Raw genomic sequence first — 26,956 nt, 5'->3', positions numbered from 1 at the left:
CTGGGTCTTATAAAGGCCCGCTTATATATACAAAAGGGGAATAACATGCCGACTCAGTTCAGGCGCAAATCCACACTGCTGGCAATTCTAGGGGTACTCAGCACCAGCACCGCCATGACCATGGCTTCAGGTCTCACCGTATTGGGTGCCAGCTTGATCAGCACCGCCCATGCCGAAGAAGAAGCCAGCGATCCCAATCTGCAATCCATCACCGTGTTTGGCCGTGGCGAAACGCGTCAGGTCTCTGAAATCGGCAAGAGCGACATCGCCGAATCCACCCCCGGCTCCAGCCCGCTCAAGGTGCTAGCCCGCCTACCTGGCGTCAATTTCAATTCTGTCGATGCCCAGGGTAATTACGAGTGGGGCAGCCGCATCAGCATCCGTGGCTTCTCGCAAAACCAGCTTGGTTTTACCTTGGATGATGTGCCACTGGGTGACATGAGTTACCGCAATTTCAATGGCCTGCATATCAGCCGCGCGATTTCCAGCGAAAACATAGGCCGCGTGGTGCTGTCGCAAGGCACAGGCTCACTCGGCACAGCTTCTACCAGCAATCTGGGCGGTACCGTGCAGTTCTATACGCTGGACCCCTCCGACAAGCGCGGGGCCACCGCCGAGCAGACCTTTGGCTCCAACCTGCTGCGCCGCACTTATGCCCGTTTTGATAGCGGTCTGTTTCAAAACGGTGCCAAGTTCTCGCTGAGCTATACCGATCAAAATCTGGACAAGTGGACAGGCCACGGCCATCAGGAGCAACAACAGGTCAACACCCGTCTGGTGAAGGACTTTGACAATGCGCGCTTCTCCGCCTTCGTCAATTTCTCAGACCAAAAGGCCGCGGATTATATGGATTTGTCCAAGAGCAGCATTTCGCGCCTGGGCTACGACTGGGACTTCTTTGCACCCAACTGGGATCTGGCCAAGCAAGTGGCGCAAAATGGTTCTTCCGGCAATATCACCAGCCCCGACGATGCCTATTACAACGGGTCTACATTACGCCGTGACTGGCTGGCCGGGGCCACGCTGGATTACTCCTTTAGCGATAATGTTTCGCTAAAAACTACCATCTATCATCACGACCAGAAGGGTACAGGCACCTGGTGGACACCTTACCGTGCCTCGCCAGGCGGCACCCCCATCTCTCTGCGCACGCTGGAGTTTGATATCAATCGCTCTGGCGCCTTGAGTGCATTGACCGTGCAGGCTGGCAAACACAAGCTGGAAACTGGTCTCTGGTATGAGCACAATGATTTTGATCATGCCATGCGCTTCTACGCGCAGGACAACGGCCCAAGCACGCCCTACAGACGGCCTTCCAACCCCTTCTCCACCAACTGGAATTACGCCTTCAAGACCGAAACCCTGCAATTCCACGCCCAGGATACTTTCAAGCTGGATGAGCAGTGGACATTGAGCGCAGGTTTCAAGTCGCCATATAGCAAAACCAGCATCAGCGCCAAGGACGACACCGAGGCAACCACCCTGGTACAAGATGGCTCACTGACAGCAAAGAAGGGCTTCCTGCCGCAAGTAGGTGTTAACTTCAAGCTGGATGAACGCAATGAATTCTTTGCCAGCGCCGCACAAAACATCCGTGCCTATCGCGGCATCGTCAAAGGGGGCACTTCTCCGTTTGATACCACGCAGGCAGGCTTTGATGCGATCAAGCACAGCATCAAGCCTGAGGAATCCATCACCTATGAAGCAGGCTGGCGTTTCCGCAATCAGGAAGTTGAAACTGGCGTCACCATTTACCACATAGACTTCAAGAACCGTTTGCTGGCCTTGCAGCAAGGCACAGGCATACAGGGCAACCCTTCGGTACTGGCCAATGTGGGTGAAGTGCAAACTAATGGTATCGAAGCATCCTTCGACTGGAAGTTTGCCCCGGGTTTCCGCTGGTACAACTCGCTGAGCTACAACGATTTCAAATACAAGGATGACTTCAGCACCACTGATAGTGGCGTGACCACTACCTACCGCAGCAGCGGCAAGCAAGTGGTGGATGCGCCCAAGGTGCTGGCCTACTCGCAAATCAGCTACCAGCACAATGGCTTCTTTGCCAACTTTGGCGGCAATTACACCGGCAAGCGTTACTACACCTACGTCAACGATAACTCCGCCCACGCTTATGTGCTGTGGGACACCTCGGCGGGTTATCGCTGGAAGCAGCAGGTCGGCATTATCAGCGGCTTCAATATCCAGGCTGGCATCAACAACCTGTTTGACAAGAAGTACTACGCCTTTGGCGATAACCCAACCCCAGCCAGTGATCCCAACGGTGAAGCCTATCTCTTCATTGCGGGTACACCACGCACTGGTTTTGTGAAATTCGGCGTTGATTTCTAGCCAGCGCGGCGGGGCAGGGTCTGCCCCGCCAATCCAGCCAGAATCTGCACCTCAGTTAACAGGCAAGACTTAGATATCCACCATGCAACTGCATTACCTACATCTGGGCCTGGCGATCATCTTCGAGATCATCGCCACCTCCGCCCTCAAGGCCAGCGAGGGGTTTAGCCTATGGCTGCCATCCGTGATCGCTGTACTCGGCTATATCGCGGCGTTTTATTTCCTCGCCCTGGCCTTGCGCGGCATTGCCCTGGGTGTGGCTTATGCCATCTGGTCTGGCGTAGGCATAGTGCTGCTGGCCGTGATCGGCCTCGTGCTCTACGACCAGAAACTTGATGTACCCGCCATCATAGGCATCAGCCTGATCATGAGCGGTGTCATTGTCCTGCAACTGTTTTCCCATTCTGTTAGCCAGTGAGTCTGCCATGAGTCTGTTCAATCGCCTGCCATTTCCCCTGATCCTGGTCATTGCCTTATGGATTACCTGCCTGGCTTTACCCGTGGATGCCGCCCAACCTAAGCTGGTGACCGTGGCCTATCAATATGGTGCCAACCCCTCCAAGCTGGCGCAGGCGGAAGGGCGCTATGAAAAAGCCACAGGCAGCAAGATTGTCTGGAAACGCTTTGATAACGGCGCCGACATTGCCACGGCCCTGGCCTCAGGCGATGTGGATATCGGCCTGGTTGGCTCCAGCCCGCTGGCGGCTTTTGCCAGCCGTGGCCTGCCAGTCAAAGCCTTTGTGCTCAGCGGCGTCATCGGTAGCTCAGAAGCCTGGTGGTGCGTGATGGCAGCAACATCCTCAAGCCGCAAGACCTGGCGGGCAAAACCATTGCCACGCCTTATGTCTCCACCAGCCATTTCAGCCTGCTGGCAGCGCTAGCGCATTGGCAGGTGAACGCGCAGCAGGTCAAGATCATCAACTTGGGGCCGACTGAAATCATTGCCGCCTGGAAGCGCGGCGATATCGCCGCTGCCTATACCTGGGACCCGGCGCTGAGCGCCATCAAGCAGAGCGGCAAGGTATTGACCGACTCTGAAGAAGTCGGGCGCTGGGGCAGCCCGACCTTTGAGGCCTGGATAGTGCGCAATGCCTTTGCCGAGCAATATCCGGAATTTGTGCAGGCCTTTGCTGATGTCACTCTGGCAGCCAATCTGGAATACCGCGAATACGGCCACCGCTGGACGCCATCCTCACCGCAAATTCAGGCCATCGCGCGCATCAGCGGCTCACGTGCGGCCGATCTGCCGCAACTGCTCAAGGGCAGCCGCTTCCCCACCGCGCAGGAACAATTGGCCGCTGAGTTGCTAGGCAATGACAAAGCCAGCGGCCTGGCGCGCGTGTTGCAAAGCACTGCCGACTTCCTCAAGGCACAGAAAAAGATAGACCGCGTGCTGCCTGACTACCGCAACATCATCGATACGAAATATGTCACGCAGGCGGCACACAGCCAGGGCAGCAAACTTTCCAGCGCCAGCAGCATGCCTAACAGCTTGCCCAAGCAGGCACGCAACGATGCCTTCAACACGCTGGCAGGCCCAGCCACCAGCGCCGCGGAGGCATTATGAGCCAATTGATTGCCGAGCATGTCAGCAAGACCTATGACGGTGCACGCGGGCCAGTGCATGCCTTGAGTGAGGTTTCAGTCCGCATAGGCCAGGGTGATTTTGTCGTGGCCCTCGGTGCCTCGGGTTGCGGCAAAAGCACCTTGCTATCGCTGCTGGCAGGTTTTCAGACCCCCAGCAGCGGCCGCGTTAGCGTTGATGGTGTGGCCGTCACTGGCCCCGGCTCTGACCGTGGCGTGGTGTTTCAGGACGATGCGCTGTTTCCCTGGCTTACCGTGCTGGATAACGCCGCTTTTGGCCTGACGCTGCGCGGCATCCCCAGCCAGCAGCGCCGTGAACGTGCCAAAGAAATGCTGGCACTGGTGGGGCTGTCTGCATTTGCGCAACACCGCATCAATGAAATTTCCGGCGGCATGCGCCAGCGCGTGGGCCTGGCACGAGCGCTCACCGCCAACCCGTTCTTCCTGCTGCTGGATGAGCCGCTTGGGGCCTTGGATGCGCTGACGCGTGAGCAGATGCAAACCCTGATTCTGGATATCTGGCAAAAGAGCGGTACTGGCATGTTCCTCATCACCCACAGCATAGAAGAGGCGGTGATGATGTCTACGGAACTGCTGATTTTTTCTCCACGGCCAGGGCGTATCGTCAGCCGACACTATTTTGATTTTGCCCGCCGCTATGCCGCAGGCGAGAGCGCGCGCAGCATCAAGCAAGACCCCGCCTTCAGCCAGGCACGCAGCCTGATACTGGAGCACATCATTGCGCAGACGGAGGCCGTATGAGCAGCAGCAAACTGCCTGAACTCACAGGCAACCCTTTTGAAGCCGCCAATCTGGATAGCACTCTGGTTGAAACCGCCACCCCGGCTAGTGCTGTGGCGCCAACTGGTTTGTCCTGGCAATACTGGCTCAAACATGGCCTTAGTCATCAACTGAGTTTGGCCACGGTGACCTTGCTCAGCCTGCTGCTGGCCTGGTGGCTGGCCAGTCATTTCCAGTGGATACCCGAATTATTGCTGCCAGCGCCTTCCACGGTGTTTCACACCCTGCTCACCCTGTTTGATAGCGGCTATATGGATGTCACGCTGGGCGCACACCTGAGCGCCAGCCTGTTGCGCATTGCCTCGGCCCTGGGGCTGGCCTTGTTGTTGGCGATTCCTACTGGTCTCTTGATTGGCCTTAACCGCATAGGCCGTGGCCTGCTGGACCCGGTGATTGAGCTATATCGCCCAGTGCCACCGCTGGCTTATCTGCCGCTAATGGTGATCTGGTTTGGCATAGGCGAGCTATCCAAGGTGTTGCTGATCACGCTGGCAATTTATGCCCCGCTGGTGATTGCTACCTCCAGTGGCGTCAAGCGCGTGGCGGTGAGCGTCTGCAGGCAGCGCGCTCATTGGGGGCAACGCGCTGGCAATTGCTGCGCTATGTCATTCTGCCCAGTGCCTTGCCTGACATTCTCACTGGCTTGCGCATTGCGCTGGGCATAGGCTGGTCCACTCTGGTGGCAGCAGAATTGATTGCCGCCACCGAAGGCATAGGCTTTATGGTCTATACCGCCTCCAAATTCATGATCACCGATGTGGTGCTGGCAGGCATTTTTGTCATCGCCTTTGTCGCCCTGGCCATGGAACTGGGCCTGCGCCGCCTGCAAGCCTGGATCACACCCTGGCAGCACGATCACTGATCTTAATCACACGCTTACATAGCCACGCTTACATACCTACGCTTACTCAACTCAAAGGATAGCGACCACATGACTACCGCAGTTCATACCTCCTCAGCTTACACCACGGACATCAGCCGCCTGCAGGTCACGCGCCTCACTGGCGCCCTGGGTGCCGAGGTGTCTGGCATCTCGCTTAGCGATGCACCCAACCCGGTGTTGCGCGACACCATCAGTGCACTGCTGCATGAGCATGAAGTGCTGTTCTTCCGCAATCAACCGCTTAACTCGCAGCAGCATTATGAGTTTGCGCGCCAGTTTGGCGATTTGCATGTGCATCCGATTTACCCGCATGTGGCCGAAAGGCCAGAGATTCTGATTCTGGATACCCACGGCAAGAATCCGCCCGATGCCATCAACTGGCATTCTGATGTTTCCTGCATAGAACGCCCACCGCTGGGCTCCATACTCGCCATCAAGCAACTGCCGCCAGTGGGCGGAGATACGCTCTGGGCCAGCGCCACTGCGGCTTATGAAGCCTTGAGCGAGCCATTCAAGCAGTTTCTCGCCGGGCTGACTGCGCAGCATTCGCTGATTCACTCCTTTACCGAGGAGCAATATGCCCGCACGCCAGAAGAACGAGTGCACTGGCAAAAGGCCAAGGACAACAACCCTCCGGTGAGCCACCCGGTGATACGCACCCACCCGGTCAGCGGGCGCAAGGCCATCTTCGTCAACGAGGATTTCACCCAGCACATCAATGAACTGAGCCGCCGCGAGAGTGATGCCGTGCTGCAATTCCTTTACCGCCACGTCTCACACCCCAAATTCACTGTGCGCTGGCGCTGGCAGCCAGATGACGTGGTGTTCTGGGATAACCGCATCACTCAGCATATCGCCATCAGTGACTACCTGCCGCATAGGCGCATCGTGCACCGCGCGACCATCACTGGTGAAAAGCCATTCTGACCTGGTTGAATCAAGTGCAAACTAAGCAAGTCAGCGGGCCAGAGCCTGCCTTGCAAGGGCGGAGGCGTACCCGGCCCTTCCATGGCGTGAAATGGCTGACCACCATTATTTATATTGTGTCGGGCTGTGCCCTAGTGCTGGGCCACCAGCGCCTGGGCATCATAGGCCTCACCATCTCTCACTCCTTGTTACTGATGGTATTCAGCTGCCTACAGGATATCCGCTTGATTCTGCAATACTGTTTTTTTGTTGTGTTTGACCTCATCGTCATCAGCCACTGGTTTAGCTGATCCAGACCAAATCCTGGACAAAAAAAAGGCCAGCATGGCTGTGCTGGCCTGGAGTACATGATTGGCGGAGAAAGTTAGAGTGCCAATAATGTTTAGCTGCTATCGTGATTTAAATAAGAATCATTGTCAACAATATTCGCAATAGGGCTTTAGTGTGCTAGTTCTTTAAGCTCATACTCATCCGTAGTTCAAATCTCTGTCATCTAATCATCATATGCAGACCATATAAGCGTCACATGGCCTGCTTAAAGTGCGGGGGTAGCTTGGTTTTATCATCTGTTCCCCCCGAAAGACTGAAAGATTGCCTGAGCTGCCGGGCCCTGACTGTAGTCAGGGCCTTTTTCATTGCAGCGGCTGAGACAGACTGGCTAGAAGATACCGCGCAGTGTCAGCATCAAGCTTTGTGGTTCGCCATACATGGAGGCCCCTGGCGAGGTGTAGTAATGGCGGTCGAACAGATTGTTGACGTTAAGCGCAGCCGTCCACTGCTTATCCAGCTTATAGCTGGCATAGGCATTCCACACTGAGTAGCCGGACTGTTTACGCTCTACCCCAGCATCAATGTAGGAGGTTTCGCTTTGCAAAGTAAAGCCACCGCCCACCGTAAGATTTTCCCAGCTACCTGGCAGGCGATAACTGGTCCAGCTACGTAGCAACTGCCTTGGGTTGTGATCAGAGCTGAGCCTATCGCCTGCGGCATTGCTGCCGGAAGCGCGCAGATACTCGGCATCGTTAAAGGTATAGCCTGCGGATACCTGCCAGCCTGGGCTTAACTCACCATTAATCTCAGCCTCAAAGCCCTGACTCTTGACCTTGCCTGCATTGATGAAACAACCACCACCCGTTGGTGAACCTGGGCAGCCAGTGATGAAAGCCGGGTCGGTCAGCGCCATATTGTCCTGCTTGATGCGGAACACGGCCAAGGAGGTATTCAGTTTGCCACCATAGAACTCACCCTTGATACCCGCTTCGACATTGGTGCCTATTGCCGGATCCAATGGTCTGCCACTGGAGGTGAAGCTGCTGCTTTGCGGACTGAAGATATCGGTATAACTGCCATACAGCGACCATTGCTCATTCAATCGCAACATGGCCGCAGCAAACGGCGTTACTTCATGAGTCTGCTTTCTGCTGACATTGGTCGAGTCTTCATATTCATACCAGCTGACACGCCCTCCCAGAATCACCTTGAGCGCATCCACCACCTGTAGCTTGAGGTTGCCGTAAACGCCCTGACGAATTTCACGCGAGGAGTAAGGTGCGCCATATGTACCCGCATACAGTCTGGGTAGCGATGACAGATCATAGTTGTTGAGGTTGATGCCACGCGCTGGGCTGTAAGCAACATTGGAATTACGGTTTGATGGTGTCTCGTTTTCCTGCCAGTTAGCGCCAAAGAACACCTCATGTTGCTGGCCCCAGGCATCAAATTTGCCATGGACCTGCGCATCCACCGCATTGGTTTCAAACTTGACCTTGGAGAACTCCGCGCGCGTCAGTTGCAAGCCTGTCATGGTCTGCGGGTTGACGTAGCCCGCCGTGCGCATGATGTGGTCTTCTCTATCATTGCTTTGATGCAGCGCACTGAATTTGATTTTCCATTGATCGTTGAAATGATGCGTGACATCACCAAAGATTTCCGTGGTTTCACTGCTGTAGCTGGTCCAGCTCGGCCCCAGGGAAGTGGAACGCGGCAAGCCCAGATCGCTGCCATCGGTAGAAACAGGCAAGCCACCGCGCCAGCGGCCACCTTGCTGCTTCAGATACTGGTAACGCATGCCCACGGCAGCCGTGGTATTAGCGCCTAGGTCTGCCTCCAGCATGCCGTAAAACAGCGGTAGCTTGGATGAGGCTTCATCATAGAAATATTGCCTGTCTTCATACGCCACCACAGTGCGGCCACGCACGCTGCCGCTGTCATTGAGCGCACCTGTGATATCGACATCGGTGCGATAGTAATCCCAGCTACCTGCACGCACCGTGAGCTGAATCTGCTTTTCTGCCTGCGGACGCTTGCGCACCATATTCACCACACCACCAGGATCACCATTACCCACCAGCAAGCCTGGAGCACCACGCAGCACTTCCACTCTATCCAGCATGGCAGTGTCAGGTGCAGTGCCTATGCCACCGTAATCCCCCATGGGTACGCCATCCAGCATAAAGTTGGTAAGGGCAAAACCACGCGAGTAATAAAGACTGTGACCGTAGTTACGGAATTGGCGGGTCACGCCTGTGGCCTGCATCAGCACATTGTCAATGGTGGTGAGGTTCTGGTCATCCATGCGCTGACGCGTCATCACGGTGACCGACTGCGGGGTATCGCGCAGGGATTGCTCACCCTTGCCCACAGTTACGGCGCGTGCCGCGTATGAGCCTGTGCCTTCACTGGTGGCGCGGGATTCGCGCTCGGCACTGGCCTTGACCGTCACTTCTGGCAAGGCTGCGCCATTTTGCTGGGTGTGCTCATCATGCACGCTGGCTGCCTTGCGCAAGGCATAGCCTGCGCTGGTCTTTTCCGCAGCGTAGCCTGTACCTGCCAGCAGCAGACCAAAGCCTTCGTTTAAGTGATAGCTGCCTTTGAGGCCGCGGGTATTGAGACCTTTGAGTGCTTGTGCATCGACCGCCACCGAAATGCCAGCCTGTTGCGCAAAGCGGGTGAGGGCAGGCGCGAGTGCACCAGCGGGAATATCGTAATTGATTTGCTCGGCTTGACTGCTCTCTGCCTGTGCCAGGCTGCTGCCCAGCATGAGGGCAGCAGGGGTGAAGGAGAGTTGCAGCGCAAGTACGAGTGGGCTGAGCCTGAAATGGCTGGAGAATCGCATTTTTTAATCTTGTCCCTAGGTTAACGTTCAATTACCAAGACACGCAGCAATTGAAAACTGGAACCATTCAGGAAAAAAATGCTTAGCTTTGATGTCGCATAAGTGGCCTATGGCCGTGCATCCACCATCACCCACCACGGCGTATAGCTGCGTATGCGCAAGGGTAGGCTATCGGCCAACAGTTGCAGCGCCTGCTGGCTATCATCCAGCGGCAGCACCGCCGTCACGCGCAGGTGTTGCAGGCTGGCCTGGTCATAGCTGATATGGCCATGCGTATGGCGTGACAATGCAGCCAGCACCTCGGGCAAGGGTCTATCCTGCACCACCAGCTGGTGCAGGCGCCAGGCGTCTTCCAGGCTGGCAGCGTCTATGCTGTGCACAGGGCCAAGCTCATTACTGTGTATGGCAATGCCCTGGCCCTGGCTGACCACAGCAGGGCTGCTTTCAGTGGCAGGCATGGCCTTGACTTGGGATTCCAGCATGGATAACTGCGTGACATCGGCCTGACGGCTGACAATAAAGCGGGTGCCCAGGGCGGTGACGCTGCCATGGGCGGTCTTGACGATAAAGGGCCGCGCCGCATCCTTTGCCACATCCACCAGCACCTCGCCTTGAACCAGCGTGATCACCCGCTGGCTGGCATCAAAATCAATATCCACCGCGCTATTGCTATTGAGGGTGATGCGGCTGTTATCTGCCAGGGTTTGCGTCTTCCATTGTGCGGTGCCGCTGTGGATATCCGCCAACAGATAATCCAGGGGGAAATGTTGCAAGGCCAGCCAGGTGGGCAAGGCGAGTGCGAGCAAGCCCAGCGTCAGGGTAGTGGCGTGCTTGCGCAGGGTATGCGCCTTGTTGTTCACAGACCAGCCTGCACTGAGGGCGGAATGGGCAGAGTCGCGCTGGGGCCGCAAGCCTTCCAGCTGCTCTATCATGGCCTGCATGGACTGCACGGCCTCAGCATGGCGCGGGTCAGCCTGCTGCCAGGCATGGAAAGCACGCAGTTCTTCCTCGCTGGCATCCTCAAGCCGGGTCAGCCAGTCAGCCGCCTGGGCCGCAATGCTGGCTTGCATGGTGTTGGTGGCTGCTTGCAATTAGTGCATCTCCAACTAACCTGCCACCTTGGCGGGTTCTGCCAGCGCCGCATGGCAATGCAGCAGCGCCTGCACCAGATACTTCTGCACCATCTTGGTTGATACCTGCAATTGCGCGGCAATCTCGGCATGGGCCATGCCATCGAGGTAGCGCATGAGGAAGGCCTGCCTGGCTTGTGCGCCAGGCCTTGCAATACCAGGCTGATTTGCTCCAGTGCTTCCACCGCAGCCCGTACTTGCTCGGCTGAGGGGGCATATTGCTCGCCCAGCGCCATCACCCCGGCCAGATAGGCTTCTTCTATGGCGCGCCGTCTGGCCTGATTAAGCAGCAAATGCTTGGCGGTGGTGGTGAGATAGGCGCGTGGCTCCTGCATTTGCAGCAGGGCATCGCGCGAGTTGAGGATGCGCATGAAAGTATCTTGCGCCAGATCTGCAGCCTCATGCGGGCACCCCAGCTTTTTTCTCAGCCAGGCAAACAGCCAGCCGTGATGATCACTGTAAAGCGCGGTCATGCGCTGGGTGATCGAGGGCGGCGTGGAGGACATGAAAATGAGATCTGCTAATAAAAACAATTCTCATTTTATGCTGTTTTAGCCTGTACTGACAAGCCAGCCCCCGCCCAGGGCACGGTAGAGATCAACCGAGGATTGCAATCTGAGCTGGCGTAACTGTAGCTTGAGATCCTGCGCGGCAAACAACGTGCGCTGGGTATCCAGCATGGTGAGCAAGGTCTCGGCCCCGGCACGGTAGCGCGATTCTGCCAGCGCAAATGCGCGTTCTGCATTTTCCAGCTCCAGCGCCTGCGCCTGGGCCTGCTGCTCCAGCCCCTTGATGAGGTTAAGCGCCAGTTCTACATCGCTGAAGGCATTGATAATGGCCTGGCGATAATTGGCCAATAACTCCTCGCGTCTGGCTAGGGCCACATCGCGCTGCGCTGCCAGCCTGCCCGCATTGAAGATGGGCGCAGTGAGCCCGGCCGCCAGGTTGTAAAGTGGGTTACTCCACATGCCACGTAAGTGCTCGCTCTGCGTAGAAACCCCAGCAGTCAAGGAAATACTAGGCAGCATGGCTGCACGCGCCACCTCAATATTGGCATCCGCTGCCAGCAGGCTGGCTTCGGCACGGGCGATATCCGGACGGCGGATTAATAGCTGCGAGGGCAAACCTGCCTGGGCTTGCGGAATATTCAATGCCAATAGGCTACTGCTCTGTACCTCCAACGCAGTCACCGGGCGTGACAGCAGGGTGGCGAGTGTGGCCTCTGCCGCCGTTGCCTGCTGTTGCAGCAAGGCACGACTGCGTTGCTGCGCCGCCACCAGCCCACGTTGCTGCGCCAACTCTATGGCGGTGGCAGCACCTGCTGCAAAGCGCGCTTGTACCAACTGCAACACCCGCTCGGCGTTTTCCAGATTGCGTGCTGCAATCTGCACGCGCTCGCGCAAGCCTGTGGTTTGCAGCCAGCTATTGGCAATGCTGGCGCGCAGCGTGAGGCCTATGGTGTCGCTGTCATATTGGCTGGCCTGTAGATTGGCCAGTGCCGCCTGATAGGCTGCGCGGTTCTTGCCCCAGAAATCAATCTCATAACTGGCGGCAATGCCAGCGCCATACTGGCTCAAGGGTGCGCTATTGCCCAGCCCGGCCAGCGGGCGCTGCCTGCCCAGGCTGGCGCTGCCATTAACCTCGGGCAGCAGTGGCGCACCCGCCACCACGGCTTGCGCCTGGGCTTGCCTTACCCGTGCTGCCGCCGCCGCGATATTGAAGCTTGCGCTGTCTGCACTGGCAATCAGCGCATTCAGCTCGGCATTGCCAAAGCTTTGCCACCATGCCGCCTGCTGGCTGGCTTGGGCATCTGGCGCTGTGCTCCCTGCATGCCGCCATTGTGCGGGGGCGGCCACAGTATCTTGCGGCTTGAGTGTTTGCGGTGGCAGGTTGCGGCAAGCAGGCAACAGCACGAGCAGCAGGGCTAGGGTAAATGGTTTCATGTTATTCATTGGCAAGCGCAGCTTATTTATTGAAAAGCGCAGCCTACTCATTAGCGAGAGCTACAACGGGGTCCAGCCGCGCCGCCTGGCGTGCGGGCATAAAGCCGAAAATAAGTCCGGTCACTACCGAGCAGCCAAAGGCCCCGGCAATGGCCGTCAGTGAAAAGATGACCGGGACATCCCAGAAAATCAGCGCAGCGCCTATGCCCAGGCCCAACACAACGCCAGTAACGCCGCCCACGGTGGAGACCAGCACCGCCTCGGTAAGAAACTGGTGCAGGATATCGCTCTGGCGTGCCCCTGTGGCCATGCGTATGCCTATCTCGCGCGTACGCTCGCGCACCGTCATCAGCATCACATTCATCACACCTATGCCACCGACAATCAGGGAAATGGCGGCGATCAAGGCCAGCATCAGGCGCATGGTGTCCTGGGTTTCGGCTTCGGCGGCAATTGAGGCGGCGGCATTGCGCATGCCGTAATCACGGATGCGGTGGCGCGCAAACAGCAATTCATCCACGGCTTTTTCCGCCGCAAAGATATCCTTCATATCCGCAACCTGCATGATGGTGTAGGTGGGCTCACGCTGGCCAAACACGCGCGTGCCTGCAGTGGTGAAGGGAATCATGATCAGGTCATCTTCATCCTTGTCGCCCGTGAGTGCGCCTTTGGAGCTGAGCATACCTATCACCTGAAACGGCACATTGCCTATCAGTATGGTCTGGCCCACCGGGTTTTCTATGTCCGGCATCAGGTTGTGCGCGACTTTCTGCCCGAGCACGGCCACGGTTGCCATATTGCGGTCGTCTTCTTCACTGAAAAACTCGCCATAGCGCGTGGGCCAGGATTGTATGCGTGGCATCTCGGCACCCGTGCCGCGGATATAGGTCTGCACATCGGTATTGCCGTAGCGCACCACCTTGTTACCCGTGACATTGGGCAGCACATGAGCGATTTGCGGAATATCGCGTATCGCCTCCAGGTCAGCCAGGGTGATGCTGCGGCCCGGGATTCGCGAGCTTTCGCCTATGGAGCTCATATACAGCAGGTTGGAGCCAAACGCGCCCAGTTTCTCTACCACGCGCTGCTTGGTGCCCAGGCCTATGGCCAGCATCACAATCACCGAGGCTACGCCTATGATGATGCCCAGCAAGGTGAGCGCGGTACGAAAGCGGTTGATCCACATCACACGCCAGGCAGCGCGACAGGCCTCCAGCATATCGCCGCGCCAGCGCGCAGGCTCGGCACGGTAATGCATGTCAAAACCCGGCCCGGATTTGGCTGGCCGCTTACCTTGATCACTGATAATCAGTCCATCGCGTATCTCAATCACACGCTGGGCGCGCGCGGCCACCTCTCTGTCATGGGTGATGAGGATGATGGTGTGGCCCTTGTCAGCCAGCTCGGCCAGCAATTGCATGACTTCTTCGCCACTGCGGCTATCCAGCGCGCCAGTGGGTTCATCCGCCAGAATGATGCGGCCACCGTTCATCAGCGCACGTGCGATAGATACCCGCTGCTGCTGACCACCGGAAAGCTGGTTGGGGCGGTTTTGCATGCGCTCACCTAGGCCAAGCCGCTCCAGCAGCGCTTGCGCACGCGCAGCACGTTCTGCCTCGGGCACGCCTGAGTATAAGGCAGGGATTTCTACGTTTTCCTGCGCCGATTCGGTGGCAATCAGGTGATAACCCTGAAACACAAAGCCAAACGCCTCACGCCTGAGCCAGGCCAGTTCGTCACTATCAAACTCGGCGATATCACGTCCGGCAAAGTGGTAGCTACCCGCGCTGGGTTTATCCAGGCAGCCGAGGATATTCATCAGCGTTGATTTGCCCGAGCCTGAGCTACCGACTATCGCTACAAATTCCCCGGCGTGGATATCCAGTGATAGCCCGTGCAAGATATCAACTTTAGGCTTATCACCACCGCCATAGTGCTTGCGTATCCCTGCCAGCGAAATCAGTGGCGGGCTATGCGCTATATCAGCTGCACCAGCGCTCAAAGCTGGAATCTCCGCGGGCCGCGATTTTCTGTCTTCTCACCAGTAATGATGCGCTCGCCTTCCTCTACGCCAGACCGCACCTCGGCACGCAGGCGATTACGTACGCCTATGCTGACCTCACGGGTTTGCACCTCATCATCAGCGCCCAGCACACGCAACTGGAATTGACCGGGTTTACCCTCTATGGCCGTCAGCGCAGGCACGGGCACTGCCACCACTTGCCTGGCGGCTGCAACAATAAACGACACTTGCGCCGTCATCTGTGGCATCAACTCGCCATCGGGGTTATCCACATCGAACAGTACGGTGTAGAGAATGACCTTGTTACTGCTGGGGGCCAGTGGCGTACTGGTGCTGGTGCCTTCTGGCTTGGGCGGTGCAGGCAGCACCTGACGCACCGTGCCCTGCCAGCGCCTGTCGTCCGCACCCAGGGTCTTGAAATACACCGCCATGCCGGGTTTGACCTGACGTACATCGGCTTCTGACACCTCGGTCCACACCGTCATGGTGGAGAGGTCGGCAATGCGTAACAGCGTAGGTGTCTGATAGGTGGCGTTCAAGGTTTGCCCGGCCTTGGCCTCTATGGAGATGACAGTGCCGGACATGGGCGCATAGATATTGGTAAAGCCGAGCAGGGTTTCATTCCCCTGCAAGGTGGATTGGGTCTGCACGATCTGCGCCTGCAGGTTTTTGATGCGTGCAGCCGCGGTTTTCAGCGCAGCCTCGGCCTGCTGCACTTCTTCGCTGCGCGTGGCACCATCGGCAGCCATGCGCTGCTGACGTTCGGATTGCAGTCTGGCCAGCTCCCACTGCGCCTGTTGCTCTTCCAGTTGCGCCTGCAAGCCTGCCAGCGCGGCACGGCCTGCATCTACCGTGGCCTGCGGCACGCGCGGTCTATCTCCGCCAGCAACTGGCCTTTTTTCACCTCAGTGCCTGGCAGCACATGCAATTGCATGATCTGCCCGGATACCTGGGCACCCACATCGACATAGCTCAGCGGCTGCAACGTGCCTATGGCGGTGACGGTATGTTCTATATCCTCACGCTGCGCATCGCTGGTTTCAAAAGCGCGCAGCACGCGGCCATCCCACCACACCCAGGCCGCAATCAAGCCCAAGGCCAGCAACAACAAGAATAAGGGCAATATGCCTATGCGTTTGCGCGCCATTTACTGCCTGGCCTCAGCGCTGGATGCCGCAGGCACCACAAAGCTCAGGGTTGCCGTATGGCGTACATCCTCATATTTCTTGCCCTGGTAAGTCATGCTGCCGTTGACGCGTGCGGTCACTTCCAGCAGATACAAACCGGGGAAAGGCGTCTCCAGACTGACACTGCCATCCTCGGCAGGCTTGAGGCTGCGTAGCCAACCCGCACTGGTAGTGACGTTGACCTGAGAGGCGGCGACCACTGTGCCTTTCCACACCAGCTTGAAGGTATTGCCGTTACTGGTGGTGGGCACCAGTTCCAGATCATTGACGGCCTTGGTTTCCTCGCGGCCAAATCTGGCCTGGTAGAAATTCAGCACATTGCCTGCACTGACAGCCTGCGCACTCAGTCTGAGGTCTGCCGCGGACGGGCTGGCTATGGCAATCGCTTCAGCCGTGCGCGTGAGGTTTAAGTCTGCGCCATCCTGCAAAAAGGCGCGGGTGGCCGTCAGGCCAGCAGGGTTGAGGCGCTCGCTTTCATACAAGCCCCAATAACCTTTAATGCCGTCTTCAGCCTGCTCCAGCCACAGATAATTGGCCTGCGCAGGCGTGATAATGCTCAGCAGCTCAATGCCAATAGCGCCCAAAGGCGCGCCCAGTGTGATGTCATGTCTTTTTTCCATGTTCTTGTGCTTCTTATCTGTAATGACACGCGAGAATGAAAAACAGACACCCTGCCAGAAAAATAAAACCTGATAAAACCTAATAAAACCTGAAATAAAAAACGGGGCACCAGGCCCCGTTTGTGATTCCAGCTGGCTAAGCCAGTGGCGATAGTGTTAGTAAACGTCGCGCAGGTAGCGCTTTTCGCGCTTGAGCTGGTTGACGTAAGCCGTGGCAGCTTCGGCATCCAGGCCACCATGCTCGGCAATCACGTCGTGCAGGGCCTTGTCCACATCCTTGGCCATGCGGCTGGCATCGCCACAGACATAAAAGTGACCACCTTCTTGCAGCCAGGCGTAGAGTTCCTTGCCGTTTTCGCGCATGCGCGTCTGCACATAGATCTTTTCTTGCTGATCACGCGAGAAGGCCAGGTCCAGCCTGCTCAGCACGCCAGCCTTCATCAGGCTGGTCAGCTCATCTTCATAGATGAAATCACTGCTGCGGGTCTGGTCACCAAAGAACAACCAGTTACGGCCAGCGGCACCCGCTGCCTGACGCTCTTGCAAGAAGGCGCGGAATGGCGCGATACCCGTACCAGGGCCAACCATGATCACAGGCGCATGCTGATCTACAGGCACGCGGAAGGATTTATTCACGCTGACAAAGATGCCAGCCTGATCGCCTTCAGCCACGCGGTCCGCCAGATAGGTAGAGCAGACGCCACCACGCTCACGGCCAGCATTGTTGTAGCGCACGCTGGCAACGGTCAGGTGGATATGGTCAGGGTTAGCCAGCGAGCTGGAGGAGATAGAGTAGCGCGGTGTTGCAACGGCTTGAGCAGGCTGACGAACTCATCTGCACTCAGGCTGACACCAGGGTTAAGTTGCAGCAGATCCAGCGTGTCCTTGCCCCACAACCAGTTATCCAGGCCTTCCTTGTCGCCGCTTTGCAGCAGACGGCTCAAGTCTTCATTGCCCGCACGTTGTTCTATGGCGGCAATCAATTCACGTGAAGGCGTGGAGATTTCAAAATTGCGTGTCAGCAATTCGGCAAGCGGCTTGTCCTGCTTGGCAACGGCTGTATCTGCACCCACGTTGAGGCGGTTCAGAATCAGGCTGACCAGCGCAGGGTCATTCTCGGGAATTACATTCAGCGCATCACCAGCTTCGTAGTGTATGCCGCTATCGCCTAAGGCAAATTCGTAATGGCGAATTTCCTTGGCTGAGCTATCACCAGACAGACGGCGGTTCACCGCCAGGGTAGATTGATACGGGTTTTTGCGGTTGAAGGCAGAAGCAGCAGGGGCGGCTTCTTCCGCCGCTGGCGCTGCCGCCACTTCATCCGCGCCACCTTCCACTTCGGCAAACAAGGGCAAGGCCGCTTCTATCCAAGCGTTGGCAGGCTCGTCAAAGTCCACATCGCAATCCACGCGTGCCAGCAGCCTGTGCGCACCCAGTTGCTCCAGGCGCATATCAATCAGCTTGCCCGCCTCGCAGAAGCCGTCATAGCCAGTATCGCCTATGGCCAGCACGCCAAAGGTGGTTTCTTCTATGCGTGCGGCGGTGGGGGAGGAAAGCGCTTCCCAGAACAGTTCGGCATTGTCCGGCATTTCGCCTTCGCCATAGGTGGAAGTTACCACCAGCACGCGGCGCATCTTGCCCAGGGCCTCCATTTCCACTTCATCCAGCGACTGCACCACTGGCTCCAGGCCATGCTGCTTGGCACTGGCGGCGGCGGTTCTAGCCAGGCCTTCGGCATTGCCAGTCTGGGAACCGTAGAGGATATAGATGGGCGGCTTGCTGCGACCACCCGCATCTGCGGTATTGATCAAACGCGTTTGCAAGCCAGCCATGAAACCAGCCAGCCAGGCTTTCTGGTCTTGATTGAAGGGTGAGTCTTCAGGGATATAGGGCATGTTCATTATGCGATTATTACTCAATCAGCATGCATGCCGCGCCATGGGGCGCGGCATGCTGCGTACAGTCAGGGTTTAATTGGATTTAAGCGTAGTGGCCAGTTCCAGCAGCGAGGCCTTGGCAAACAAGGCTTCCAGGCTGGGCAGGGCACCCATGAGGGCGACATTCTTGCTGCTCTGATGGATGATCCAGCCATAAGTGCCTGGACTGTCCATGGAGAGGATGTTGCGCTGGCTCATGGCTGATTTGTAATCACGCAGACGCTTGTCCGCAATCAGCACCGCCAGTTCCTGGTCGTTATAGCTGTCTATGGCTTCACGCGCATAACGCTGCAGCTTCTGCATCAGCACAAAGTCTTCGGTCAGCAACAGATTGCGTACCGCCTTCTGTACCGCTGGGTCTGCCACATCCGTGGCCTGCGGCACTTTTGCCAAAGCCACTTGCTGCGCCATATTGAGCACGGTGTAGTTATTCAACAGCTCATACATGGTTTCGCTGTCGGTCTCGCCATAGCCTGGCACCTTGCCATTCAGCACGGGCTTGCCATCACGGTAAGCCAGTTTGAACTTGCGTACCTGGTGGCTGGCCAGCGCTGTGGACAGCTCTTCCAGCAATTCCTTGCGGGGCTTTGCCTTGAGGATTTCCTCGCTGTCCTGATACAGCAGCAGGGCGCGTGGCATCACATAGACAAAGTGCTGTTGCTCGGTTTCCCAGTTTTCAAGCAGCCAGATGGCACGCTTGGAGCCTGTGGCCTCAACATGCCATTGCAACAGTTGCTGAATCGCCTGCGCATGTACCTTGGCCATTTCGCTGCCATCGGTAATCGAACCCAGCAAGACGGAATCTGCCGCGGCCTTGCCTGCCAATTGGCTGTATGGGTCGTACTGGTAAGCAAAACCACCGCTCATGCCATTGCCGAAGCCCTTGCCGAAAGCACCCAGGTTGAGCACCGCGCCATTGGTCATGTATTCGCAGGCAAAATCACCCACGCCTTCAACCACGGCACTAGTGCCGGAGTTACGCACCGCAAAGCGGTCACCCGCCTGGCCTTCAACAAACAAACGGCCACCCGTGGCGCCAAACAGCGCAAAGTTACCCACCAGCACATTGCCACCTGCCTGCTCGGAACCACCACCAGGTGATACGACAATAATTTCGCCACCGTTCTGGCCCTTGCCTACGCCATCGTTACAAGTACCGCTGTGACGCATCACCATGCCGTCGTTGCAGAAAGCACCGTAAGACTGACCAGCAGAACCACTGGTGTTCACCAGCACGCTGCGTGGCTTGAGGAAGCGACGACCGCGCTTATCCACCGCCGCTGCAGGCAGGCTCAGTGCCTGCTCAGCACTAAACTCGTGGTTGAGCATGCGCTCGATATCGATGGCCAGTTGACCACCAACGGTCTTGTTGCAGTTGTTGAGCCTGCGGCCTTCGCCCAGGCTGACTTGCTGTTGCTTGCCATCAACCAGGTTGGCACGCAGCAGGTCGATAAAGGCATCATCCAGCGCAAAATCTTTTTCCATATAGACCGGGCTGGCAATCTTGACTTCAGGCACCACGGTCAGCATGGCGCGCAGATCAAGCTGGCCCACGCTGGAGGGGTGATCCAGCAATTGCAGCAGATCGGAGCGACCACGCGCCTCAGCCAGGGAGTGCAGGCCTATCTCGGCCAGAATCTCGCGGGTTTCGTGCGCCACGTTCAACAGATATTGGGCCAGTGCGCGTGGGTCACCATCAAACACTTCGGCATTGGTGGTAAGACCTGCCGGGCACTTGACGTTGCAGTTCTTCGCCATCACGCATTTCAGCATCATCAGCGCGGTGGTGCCGAATTCAAAGCTATCACCACCGAGCATGGCCGACTTCACCACATCGCTGGCAGTTTGATGCGCGCCTGAGCAACGCAGGATGACTTTATCGCGCAGACCGTTGGCGCACAGCGCCTGATGCACTTCAGCGATACCAATTTCCGCAGCACGGCCTGTGTACTTGAGGCTGGTGACTGAAGCCGCACCAGTACCGCCAGTATTACCCGCCACGTTAATCACATCGGCACCAGCCTTGGCTACGCCTACCGCAATGGTGCCTATGCCTTCTGAGGACACCAATTTGACGATCACACGCACACGGGCGGCCTTGCAGTCATGAATCAGCTGCGCCAGATCTTCAATGGAATAAGTATCGTGGTGGGGTGGTGGGGAAACCAGCTCTACACCAGGTGTACCACCACGCGCAGCGGCAATTTCCACTGTCACCTTGGGCGCAGGCAATTGACCACCTTCACCAGGCTTGGCACCCTGGCCTATCTTGATTTCCAACTCTTCCAGCATGGGGTCAGCCAGATAGCCCGCCCAGACGCCAAAGCGACCAGAAGCCAGCTGCTTGATGCGTGAGGCACGCAGGGTGCCGTAGCGGGTGATGTGTTCGCCACCTTCACCGGAATTGGACATGCCGCCCACCATATTGGTACCGTGCGCCACTGCCTCATGGGCCGGGGCCACCAGCGCGCCATGACTCATGGCACCGGAGGCAAAGCTGCGGGTAATTTCGCTGGCTGGCTGCACTTCTGACAATGGCAAGCTGGCAGGTGCCACGCGCAAGAGCTTGAGGTAGGCCGCAGCCTGACCTTGGGCTTCAACTGTCAGGGCGCTGCCTTCCAGCCAATGGCCGCTGATATCTTTGCCAAAGCGTGCAATCAGCGCTTGCGCCAGGGTGGACAGACGGTTGATATCTGCGGACTTGGCACCGCTGAGTTGCAGGCTGAAACGGCCATTGCCTTGATCCTGGCACTCCAGGCCGCGCAGCATGATGCTGTTGTTGCCAAACACGGCAAAGCGCGCCAGCACACGGGCAAACTCTTGCTCAGTAGACAGCTGGCTGAGATCAGCAGGGAATTCCAGCACATCGCGCAGGGCGGCAGGGCGCTTGGCGCGCTCTTCTGCCATCATGTGCGAGAAGCTGCGGTAGCTCTTGGTGAGCTGGAAGTTATCGATATCGTCTTTGGACAGGCGATCAAAACTGCCCTTGCTGAACGCGTCTTCCTTCTTCAGGGCAAACGCATCTTCCAGACGCGACAGTGTCATCAGGCGCAGGAAGTCATCTTCCGCACGCTGACCCACCTTGTCGAAATGGATTTTTTCCTCGGTCATATCGACAAAACCACGCACGGCGATGGTGCCGAAGGAGTGACCCGCACCCTCAGAGCGCTCCTTGAACAGGCCCAACAGCGGCACGCTGTTTTCGTCGGTCACGGTCAGGGCACGTTGATGCCAATCCACCACCATCTGCGCAATCACGGCAAAATCAGCGCCGCCGACTGGGGTTTTGAGGTTGGGGAAGTATTTCTTCAATACACGGTCATTGGTATTGAGGAAGTTAGGCTCGAAGAATTCGCCGCTATATAGCTTTCCACAGTGCACAGGCCGACCTTGCCCATGGTCTTCATCAGGGCTTTTTCTGCGGCCTTTGCGTACTTCTTGAACGCCTTGTCGGCATCGTCGCCGTATTTCTCTTCGGCACGCACCTGCACACCCAGTGGGTAGACGGCAGATGCACCAAAGCCCAGGGCGGCAGCAATATGGTGCGAGGAAGCTACCTGACCGCTCTCGGCAATCAGGGAAACATCCAGACGCAGACCTTCATCAATCAGGCGTTGATTGATGGCAGATACCACCAGCAGCAACGGCATGGCCGCCAGGCTGGAAGAAACATGACGGTCAGAAATGACGGCTATGCCGCCTTCTTCACGCGCAAACGCCACTACTGCATTGGCAAGCTCGTCTATGGCTTTTTCCAGCGCCTGTTCATTGGCCGTGGCATTGTTCAGCACCGGGGCATAGAGCATCTCGAAACGGCGATAAGGCGTTTCTTGCTGGTCACGCAGCTTGAGCATGTCCAGATGATTGATGATGGGTGAAGCGATAACGATCTGCCTACCTTTGCCCTTGTTCATATTGGGCTTGGCACCCAGCGCCACGCGCAGGGTCATGCCATCGGCTTCACGGATGGAATCCAGTGGCGGGTTGGTCACCTGCGCAAAACGCTGCGAGAAGTAGTGTGCAACGCCGCTTCATGATCGGTCAGCGCATTGATGGCATTGCCGTAGCCCATGGCGGAGATTTTCTCAGCGCCAGTAGCCAGCATGGGGTCCATCATGAACTTGAAGCTTTCCTGATTGTGGTAGTAAGCCACAAAGCGCTGGTAGCGCTCCAGATTGCCTTGATAACGCTGTGGTGAGCCTGCAACTTCTGCTGCTACCGCAGGCAGGCTGCTGAGATCAGCCTGGCCTTGGCCAGCAGTGCTGCGTAATCACGTTGGCCAGCCAGCATTTCCAGGGTATCCAGCGTGCCGAAAGAGCGCTGCTGGGCATGGTCGAAGTACAGCATGCCGCCCGCTTCGATACGGCCACGATTCAGCACGGACTCAGCCGGGAAGTTGATCTGGCCAGCTTCGGACATCACGCAGAGGTATTCTGCGGTTTCCACGCTACGCAGTGGGCGCAGGCCCAGACGGTCAAGGCGAGCACCCACTACGGCACCATTACCAAAGATCAGCGCAGCCGGGCCATCGTTCTTCTCTTCATAAAGGGAGAAGTACTCCAGCATGGCCTTGATATTGTCTGGCAGGGTCTCATCGTTTTCCCAGGCAGGCGGCATCATGGACACCACAGCGGTGACCAGGTCCAGGCCATCATCCATCAGGCGGCTGTTCAGGGTTTGATCCAGACGTGAGCTGTCAGACTGACCCTTGGGACGGAAAATCTTGCCATTGCGGGCACGCGCCAGCGCGGCCTCGGCAATGCGGTTTTTACGGTCGGTGTTCAGTTCACCGTTGTGCGCCATCATGCGGAAAGCTGCGCCATGCTGGGGTGCGGGTCAGTATTGGTGGAGAACCGTGTATGGAAATACATGGTGTGCACCGCATGATCTTCTGCCATCAGGTCATGGAAGTAGGGAATCACCTCATTGGAATTGAGGCGGCCCTTGAGTACCTGGGTATGCGCAGACATGGACAGTGGATAAAGACCAGCCAGACTATCGGTGGTGTATGCCTGTTCTTCAATGACCAGCAATGCCTGGTAAATGCTGCGGTCAAATTGCTGCGCATCCAGGCTGGCAGGCGCTGCGAAAATCCATTGCTGAATAGGCAGCTGATAGCGCACTGCGGCAGGGCGGATGGCATCGTTATCGACAGGCACTTCACGCACCTGCAGCACTTCCAGACCTTTGTCAGCCAGTGCCTTGCGTATGATGTCTTCAGCCGCAGCATGGGCTGCCACATCGCTAGGCAGGAAGAAGTTACCTACGCCAAAGCGGCCAGCTTCTAAGGACAGGCCAGTGACGCGGCTAAAGAAGGCCAGCGAGAGATCAATCGAAACGCCCGCGCCATCGCCCACGCCTTCGGCTGACATGCCGCCACGGTGAGGAATGGTACAGAGTGCCTCATGCCCCTTGAGCAGCACGTCGTGCGTCTGCACGCCGTCCTTGCGGGTAATGAAACCAACACCACAGTTGTCCTTTTCCAGGGAACTGTCATACAAGCCTGTGTTGTTAACAGGGCTGTCGCTCAAGGTCTGATTGATGATGCTCAAGTGTACTTCTCCAGCAATTTCTAAAGAATTCTGTGACGCCTGCCGCCAAGACTTTGACTAAAGCACAACATGGTGTATCTTTGACCTCAGTCCTCAGCGCAAGCACACCCACTGATTTTAGTGGGGCTTAAGCCGTAAGCAAGGTTTATGCCACAGACCAAGCGCACACTTACCCTCGCCAGAATTTCTTACTCATGCCAAATAAGGCAATGAATTACAAGTAATTAATTCGTGCCCACTCCCTGCAAAATCTTCCCCTCTCCACGCACCTGAATTACAAAATCGCACTAAAACCGTGCCCATAGGTGATTTATGCACAATTTCAGTGCAAAAACCCTGGTACTTAATTTTATGATTTATACAAGTCGTTGTTTTATATAAAACTCTTATGGCAGCTTGTTATTGCAGCATGAAAAAAGCGTGCCCCTTATTTGCATTTCGCCTATAGGCCAGGCTGCGGACAATATGATTTATTCCTTTTATTTCAATTATATAAGATGCCATTTCATCTTCAGCACTCACTGCAACACGGCACCAACTCTGTGCGCCAATAAAAAAGGGGCTTGCGCCCCCTTGCTTAGCCAAACCCGGCTTAGAACTGATAGTTGAAAGTCAGCATGGCATTGCGTGGCGTGCCATAGAAACCCATATTCGCCCCAGTATTGGTGTAATAGGTTTTGTCGAACAGGTTGTTGAGGTTGAGTGCGGTATAGAAATGATCATTCCACTGATAGCGCGCCATCAGGTTGACCACGGCATAGCTGCCCTGGGTAAAGCGTTGCGCAGCTGGCCCGGTATCATTGGTGTAGATACGGCTCTGCCAGTTAACACCACCGCCCAGCACCAGCTTGTTCCACTCGCCGGGCAAACGATAGCTGGTGAACAGCTTGAACAGGTTTTGCGGCGTTACCGTCTGAATCTTGTCGCCATTAGCTTTTTGCGAAATACGGAAGGTATAGCCACCGCCAACCTGCCAGCCAGGGGCCACTTCCCCATTGATCTCGCTTCAAAGCCACGGCTTAGCGTGCCCTTTTCAGCCGTATAGGCAGCGCCACCATTGGGAGCCAGACGTGTGCCATCGCGCACCGCTTCATTATCCTGCTCTACACGGAACACAGCGAGGCTGGTATTGAGGCGACCACCATACAGCTCATGCTTGATCCCTGCCTCATAGCTATGACCTTCCAATGGGTCAAGATAATTGCCGTTCACATCCATACTGGTTTGTGGGCTGAATATCTTGGTGTAGCTGGCATACAGCGATGCCTGAGAGTTGAGGTCGTAAGTAGTGGCCAGATAGGGCGTGAACACGCCAGTTTCCGCGCGACCCGCATGGGCATACGAGCCATTGACGCCGTAGGTATCTGTAGAGCGATGCCAATGGATAACACGTCCACCCGCCAGAATGGCCCACTGGTCAGTAGGTTTAAAGCGCGCAGTCAAGTAAGCGCCCAGTTGCCGTTCCATGAAATCATTATGGCCAGTCACCGGAATGTCAGGGTTTCTCACCGCACCATTCCAGTTGTAGTAATTGCTCACAGGAATGAAATCCCAGATGCGGTAGTTAGGTGCTTTGTAATCGGTGTATGAGTAATTCACGCCCACTACCAGCTCGTGCTCGCGCCCAGCAAAGGTGAATGGCCCCCTGGCAGAGATATCCACCGCATTCTGTACAGGCTTTGCCTGCCAGCGTCCACCCCACAAGGTCACGCCACTCCCGGTCACCGCATTGAGACTGCCAGAGCCCCCGGCACCTATCATGCTGTCGTAACGATTGCGTGAATGATTGAACTGGATTTTGCCGCGCCACTGGTTGGCAAAACTATGTTCCAGCGAGGTGAAGAACCCCAGCTTTTCGTTCTCGCTATAAGCCCATTCTGCTCCAGGGTTTTTGGAACGCTTCCACTGGGTGTGAGCACCATTGCTGAATACCAGCGGCAAGCCAGCTTCAGGCGAGTCATGGGTTTCATGGTTCTGGTATTCAAGCCCGGCGGTGAATAGGGTATCTGGCGAAATATCCGCTTCTACTATGCCGTACAGCATTTCGCGCTGCAGGCCAAAGCGTTCTATATAGGAGCCACTATCCTGCTTGACTGCAACCACACGGCCACGCACGCTGCCATCTTCATTGAGCGGGGTGGAGATATCCAGCATGCCGCGGTAGTTATCCCATGAGCCTAACTGGCCTGTCACCGAAGCCTGGAAATCACGCGTAGGCTTCTTGCGTACAAAGTTGATGCTACCCGCAGGCGAGCCTACACCCTGCATCAAGCCTGTGGCTCCGCGCACAATTTCCAGCCTGTCATAGAAGGACATATCCGAGGTCATCAGCTCAAAACCATTACGCATGGGCACACCATCCACCAGATAGTTGCTGATAGTGAAACCACGTGACTGGAAGGTGTTCCAGTTGGCCCCTACATAACCGCTTTGCACCACGCTGATGCCCACGGTTTGTTCCAGCACATCCTGCAACTGCGTGAGGTTTTGATCATCCATGCGGCTGCGCGTAATCACGCTCACCGATTGTGGTGTATGGCGCAGAGACAAAGGCAGCTTGGTGGCGGCCGCTGTGGCAGAGGTGGTGTAGGAACCCGTGTTTTCACTGGTGGCATCCTTGCTGGCCTTGACCGTGACTTCTTCCAGAGTCGATGAAGTGTGGCTGGGGTTAGCCGCCTTGCGCAGCAGGAAGCCGCCATTGGCTTGCTCTACTGCTTCCAGGCCTGTGCCTTGCAACAACTTGCCCAGGCCATCTTGCAGGCTGACATTGTCGTTGAGGCCGGGGCTGGTGAGGCCTGCGGTCAACTCGCTGGAAAACGAGATCATGACCTGGGCATCACGGCCAAACTGGTTAAGCGCCTGCTTCAGCGGGCCTGGGGCAATCTGGTAGGACTTGGTAGGGGTA

At 56.8% G+C, this 26,956-nt stretch carries 20 protein-coding genes and 3 pseudogenes; 9 read left to right on the top strand and 14 right to left on the bottom strand.

Translation table 11 applies throughout. The annotated features are described in order from the left end of the window. Positions 1-45 precede the first annotated feature (45 nt). The 9 genes from JCM2850_RS10690 to JCM2850_RS10660 all read left to right on the top strand — a co-directional run bounded on the left by JCM2850_RS10690 (position 46) and on the right by JCM2850_RS10660 (position 6,834). On the top strand, positions 46-2,349 hold the full coding sequence (locus tag JCM2850_RS10690; protein WP_025871768.1) for a TonB-dependent receptor family protein: 2,304 nt from the start codon (positions 46-48) through the stop codon (positions 2,347-2,349). 82 nt (positions 2,350-2,431) lie between these two features. After that, complete coding sequence (locus JCM2850_RS10685; protein WP_036265982.1) at positions 2,432-2,767, top strand: DMT family transporter; 336 nt, start codon at positions 2,432-2,434, stop codon at positions 2,765-2,767. Positions 2,768-2,774: 7 nt separating this feature from the next. Next, positions 2,775-3,230 (top strand): hypothetical protein, encoded by a 456-nt coding sequence (locus tag JCM2850_RS21945; RefSeq protein ID WP_199898316.1) that lies wholly within the window; start codon positions 2,775-2,777, stop codon positions 3,228-3,230. Next, positions 3,128-3,916: a taurine ABC transporter substrate-binding protein gene (locus JCM2850_RS18665; RefSeq protein WP_199898315.1), complete on the top strand. Its 789-nt coding sequence runs from the start codon at positions 3,128-3,130 to the stop codon at positions 3,914-3,916. Before JCM2850_RS21945 ends, JCM2850_RS18665 begins: the two co-directional genes overlap by 103 nt. After that, entirely contained in the window at positions 3,913-4,695 is a 783-nt protein-coding gene (locus tag JCM2850_RS10675) for a taurine ABC transporter ATP-binding protein (protein WP_025871765.1), read from the top strand. Before JCM2850_RS18665 ends, JCM2850_RS10675 begins: the two co-directional genes overlap by 4 nt. After that, positions 4,692-5,399: an ABC transporter permease gene (locus JCM2850_RS18660; protein WP_199898314.1), complete on the top strand. Its 708-nt coding sequence runs from the start codon at positions 4,692-4,694 to the stop codon at positions 5,397-5,399. The genes JCM2850_RS10675 and JCM2850_RS18660 overlap by 4 nt, the downstream gene beginning before the upstream one ends. Beyond that, on the top strand, positions 5,306-5,596 hold the full coding sequence (locus tag JCM2850_RS21940) for an ABC transporter permease subunit (RefSeq protein WP_369384879.1): 291 nt from the start codon (positions 5,306-5,308) through the stop codon (positions 5,594-5,596). Before JCM2850_RS18660 ends, JCM2850_RS21940 begins: the two co-directional genes overlap by 94 nt. Before the next feature lie 69 nt (positions 5,597-5,665). Beyond that, positions 5,666-6,544 carry a taurine dioxygenase gene (gene tauD, locus JCM2850_RS10665; protein ID WP_051525374.1) on the top strand — a complete coding sequence of 293 codons (879 nt, stop codon included), beginning with the start codon at positions 5,666-5,668 and terminating at the stop codon, positions 6,542-6,544. A 14-nt stretch (positions 6,545-6,558) separates the two neighbouring features. Further along, on the top strand, positions 6,559-6,834 hold the full coding sequence (locus tag JCM2850_RS10660; protein ID WP_148301242.1) for a hypothetical protein: 276 nt from the start codon (positions 6,559-6,561) through the stop codon (positions 6,832-6,834). Between the two features lie 368 nt (positions 6,835-7,202). On the opposite strand, the gene JCM2850_RS10655 is transcribed toward JCM2850_RS10660, so the two are convergent. From JCM2850_RS10655 to JCM2850_RS18635, 14 genes and pseudogenes are all read right to left on the bottom strand, one after another. After that, entirely contained in the window at positions 7,203-9,659 is a 2,457-nt protein-coding gene (locus JCM2850_RS10655) for a TonB-dependent siderophore receptor (protein WP_025871759.1), read from the bottom strand. Positions 9,660-9,766: 107 nt separating this feature from the next. Continuing rightward, the gene (locus tag JCM2850_RS10650) at positions 9,767-10,750 is read right to left on the bottom strand and encodes a FecR family protein (RefSeq protein ID WP_234406205.1); all 984 of its coding nucleotides are present in this window, start codon (positions 10,748-10,750) and stop codon (positions 9,767-9,769) included. Next, positions 10,690-11,295: a sigma factor gene (locus JCM2850_RS24300; protein ID WP_439645861.1), complete on the bottom strand. Its 606-nt coding sequence runs from the start codon at positions 11,293-11,295 to the stop codon at positions 10,690-10,692. Before JCM2850_RS24300 ends, JCM2850_RS10650 begins: the two co-directional genes overlap by 61 nt. Before the next feature lie 45 nt (positions 11,296-11,340). Continuing rightward, complete coding sequence (locus JCM2850_RS10635) at positions 11,341-12,732, bottom strand: efflux transporter outer membrane subunit (RefSeq protein ID WP_025871754.1); 1,392 nt, start codon at positions 12,730-12,732, stop codon at positions 11,341-11,343. 43 nt (positions 12,733-12,775) lie between these two features. Further along, positions 12,776-14,734, bottom strand: a complete 1,959-nt coding sequence (locus tag JCM2850_RS10630; RefSeq protein WP_025871751.1) for a MacB family efflux pump subunit — start codon at positions 14,732-14,734, stop codon at positions 12,776-12,778. After that, positions 14,731-15,621: an efflux RND transporter periplasmic adaptor subunit gene (locus JCM2850_RS18650; protein WP_081775032.1), complete on the bottom strand. Its 891-nt coding sequence runs from the start codon at positions 15,619-15,621 to the stop codon at positions 14,731-14,733. Before JCM2850_RS18650 ends, JCM2850_RS10630 begins: the two co-directional genes overlap by 4 nt. After that, entirely contained in the window at positions 15,603-15,902 is a 300-nt protein-coding gene (locus JCM2850_RS22820; RefSeq protein WP_234406204.1) for a biotin/lipoyl-binding protein, read from the bottom strand. Before JCM2850_RS22820 ends, JCM2850_RS18650 begins: the two co-directional genes overlap by 19 nt. Then, positions 15,903-16,562: a hypothetical protein gene (locus JCM2850_RS10620; protein WP_025871750.1), complete on the bottom strand. Its 660-nt coding sequence runs from the start codon at positions 16,560-16,562 to the stop codon at positions 15,903-15,905. 156 nt (positions 16,563-16,718) lie between these two features. Continuing rightward, complete coding sequence (locus tag JCM2850_RS22815; RefSeq protein WP_234406218.1) at positions 16,719-17,297, bottom strand: ferredoxin reductase domain-containing protein; 579 nt, start codon at positions 17,295-17,297, stop codon at positions 16,719-16,721. 11 nt (positions 17,298-17,308) lie between these two features. Continuing rightward, positions 17,309-18,463, bottom strand: coding sequence for a flavodoxin domain-containing protein (locus JCM2850_RS22810; RefSeq protein WP_267879270.1), 1,155 nt, complete (start codon positions 18,461-18,463; stop codon positions 17,309-17,311). Positions 18,464-18,532: 69 nt separating this feature from the next. Continuing rightward, the gene (locus JCM2850_RS21935; protein ID WP_199898312.1) at positions 18,533-21,880 is read right to left on the bottom strand and encodes a glutamate synthase-related protein; all 3,348 of its coding nucleotides are present in this window, start codon (positions 21,878-21,880) and stop codon (positions 18,533-18,535) included. After that, positions 21,808-22,604, bottom strand: a pseudogene (locus JCM2850_RS21930) (glutamate synthase central domain-containing protein). Before JCM2850_RS21930 ends, JCM2850_RS21935 begins: the two are co-directional and overlap by 73 nt. 110 nt (positions 22,605-22,714) lie before the next feature. Further along, a pseudogene (locus JCM2850_RS22805) lies at positions 22,715-23,922 on the bottom strand (class II glutamine amidotransferase). A 721-nt stretch (positions 23,923-24,643) separates the two neighbouring features. Then, positions 24,644-26,877: pseudogene (locus JCM2850_RS18635) on the bottom strand (TonB-dependent siderophore receptor). Positions 26,878-26,956: the final 79 nt, after the last annotated feature.

The organism is Methylobacillus glycogenes JCM 2850 (assembly GCF_000617925.1).
Taxonomy (GTDB): Bacteria; Pseudomonadota; Gammaproteobacteria; order Burkholderiales; family Methylophilaceae; genus Methylobacillus; species Methylobacillus glycogenes.
This window is presented reverse-complemented; position numbering and strand designations above follow the sequence as displayed.

What these genes read in the sequence shown, in the direction of transcription:
- JCM2850_RS24300 (WP_439645861.1), bottom strand. Translation starts at nt 11,295, where the DNA reads ATGTCCTCCACGCCGCCCTCGATCACCCAGCGCATGACCGCGCTTTAC.
- JCM2850_RS10675 (WP_025871765.1), top strand. Translation starts at nt 3,913, where the DNA reads ATGAGCCAATTGATTGCCGAGCATGTCAGCAAGACCTATGACGGTGCA.
- tauD (WP_051525374.1), top strand. Translation starts at nt 5,666, where the DNA reads ATGACTACCGCAGTTCATACCTCCTCAGCTTACACCACGGACATCAGC.
- JCM2850_RS22820 (WP_234406204.1), bottom strand. Translation starts at nt 15,902, where the DNA reads ATGGCGCGCAAACGCATAGGCATATTGCCCTTATTCTTGTTGTTGCTG.
- JCM2850_RS18660 (WP_199898314.1), top strand. Translation starts at nt 4,692, where the DNA reads ATGAGCAGCAGCAAACTGCCTGAACTCACAGGCAACCCTTTTGAAGCC.
- JCM2850_RS10690 (WP_025871768.1), top strand. Translation starts at nt 46, where the DNA reads ATGCCGACTCAGTTCAGGCGCAAATCCACACTGCTGGCAATTCTAGGG.
- JCM2850_RS22810 (WP_267879270.1), bottom strand. Translation starts at nt 18,463, where the DNA reads ATGAACATGCCCTATATCCCTGAAGACTCACCCTTCAATCAAGACCAG.
- JCM2850_RS21945 (WP_199898316.1), top strand. Translation starts at nt 2,775, where the DNA reads ATGAGTCTGTTCAATCGCCTGCCATTTCCCCTGATCCTGGTCATTGCC.
- JCM2850_RS10635 (WP_025871754.1), bottom strand. Translation starts at nt 12,732, where the DNA reads ATGAAACCATTTACCCTAGCCCTGCTGCTCGTGCTGTTGCCTGCTTGC.
- JCM2850_RS10685 (WP_036265982.1), top strand. Translation starts at nt 2,432, where the DNA reads ATGCAACTGCATTACCTACATCTGGGCCTGGCGATCATCTTCGAGATC.
- JCM2850_RS10655 (WP_025871759.1), bottom strand. Translation starts at nt 9,659, where the DNA reads ATGCGATTCTCCAGCCATTTCAGGCTCAGCCCACTCGTACTTGCGCTG.
- JCM2850_RS10620 (WP_025871750.1), bottom strand. Translation starts at nt 16,562, where the DNA reads ATGGAAAAAAGACATGACATCACACTGGGCGCGCCTTTGGGCGCTATT.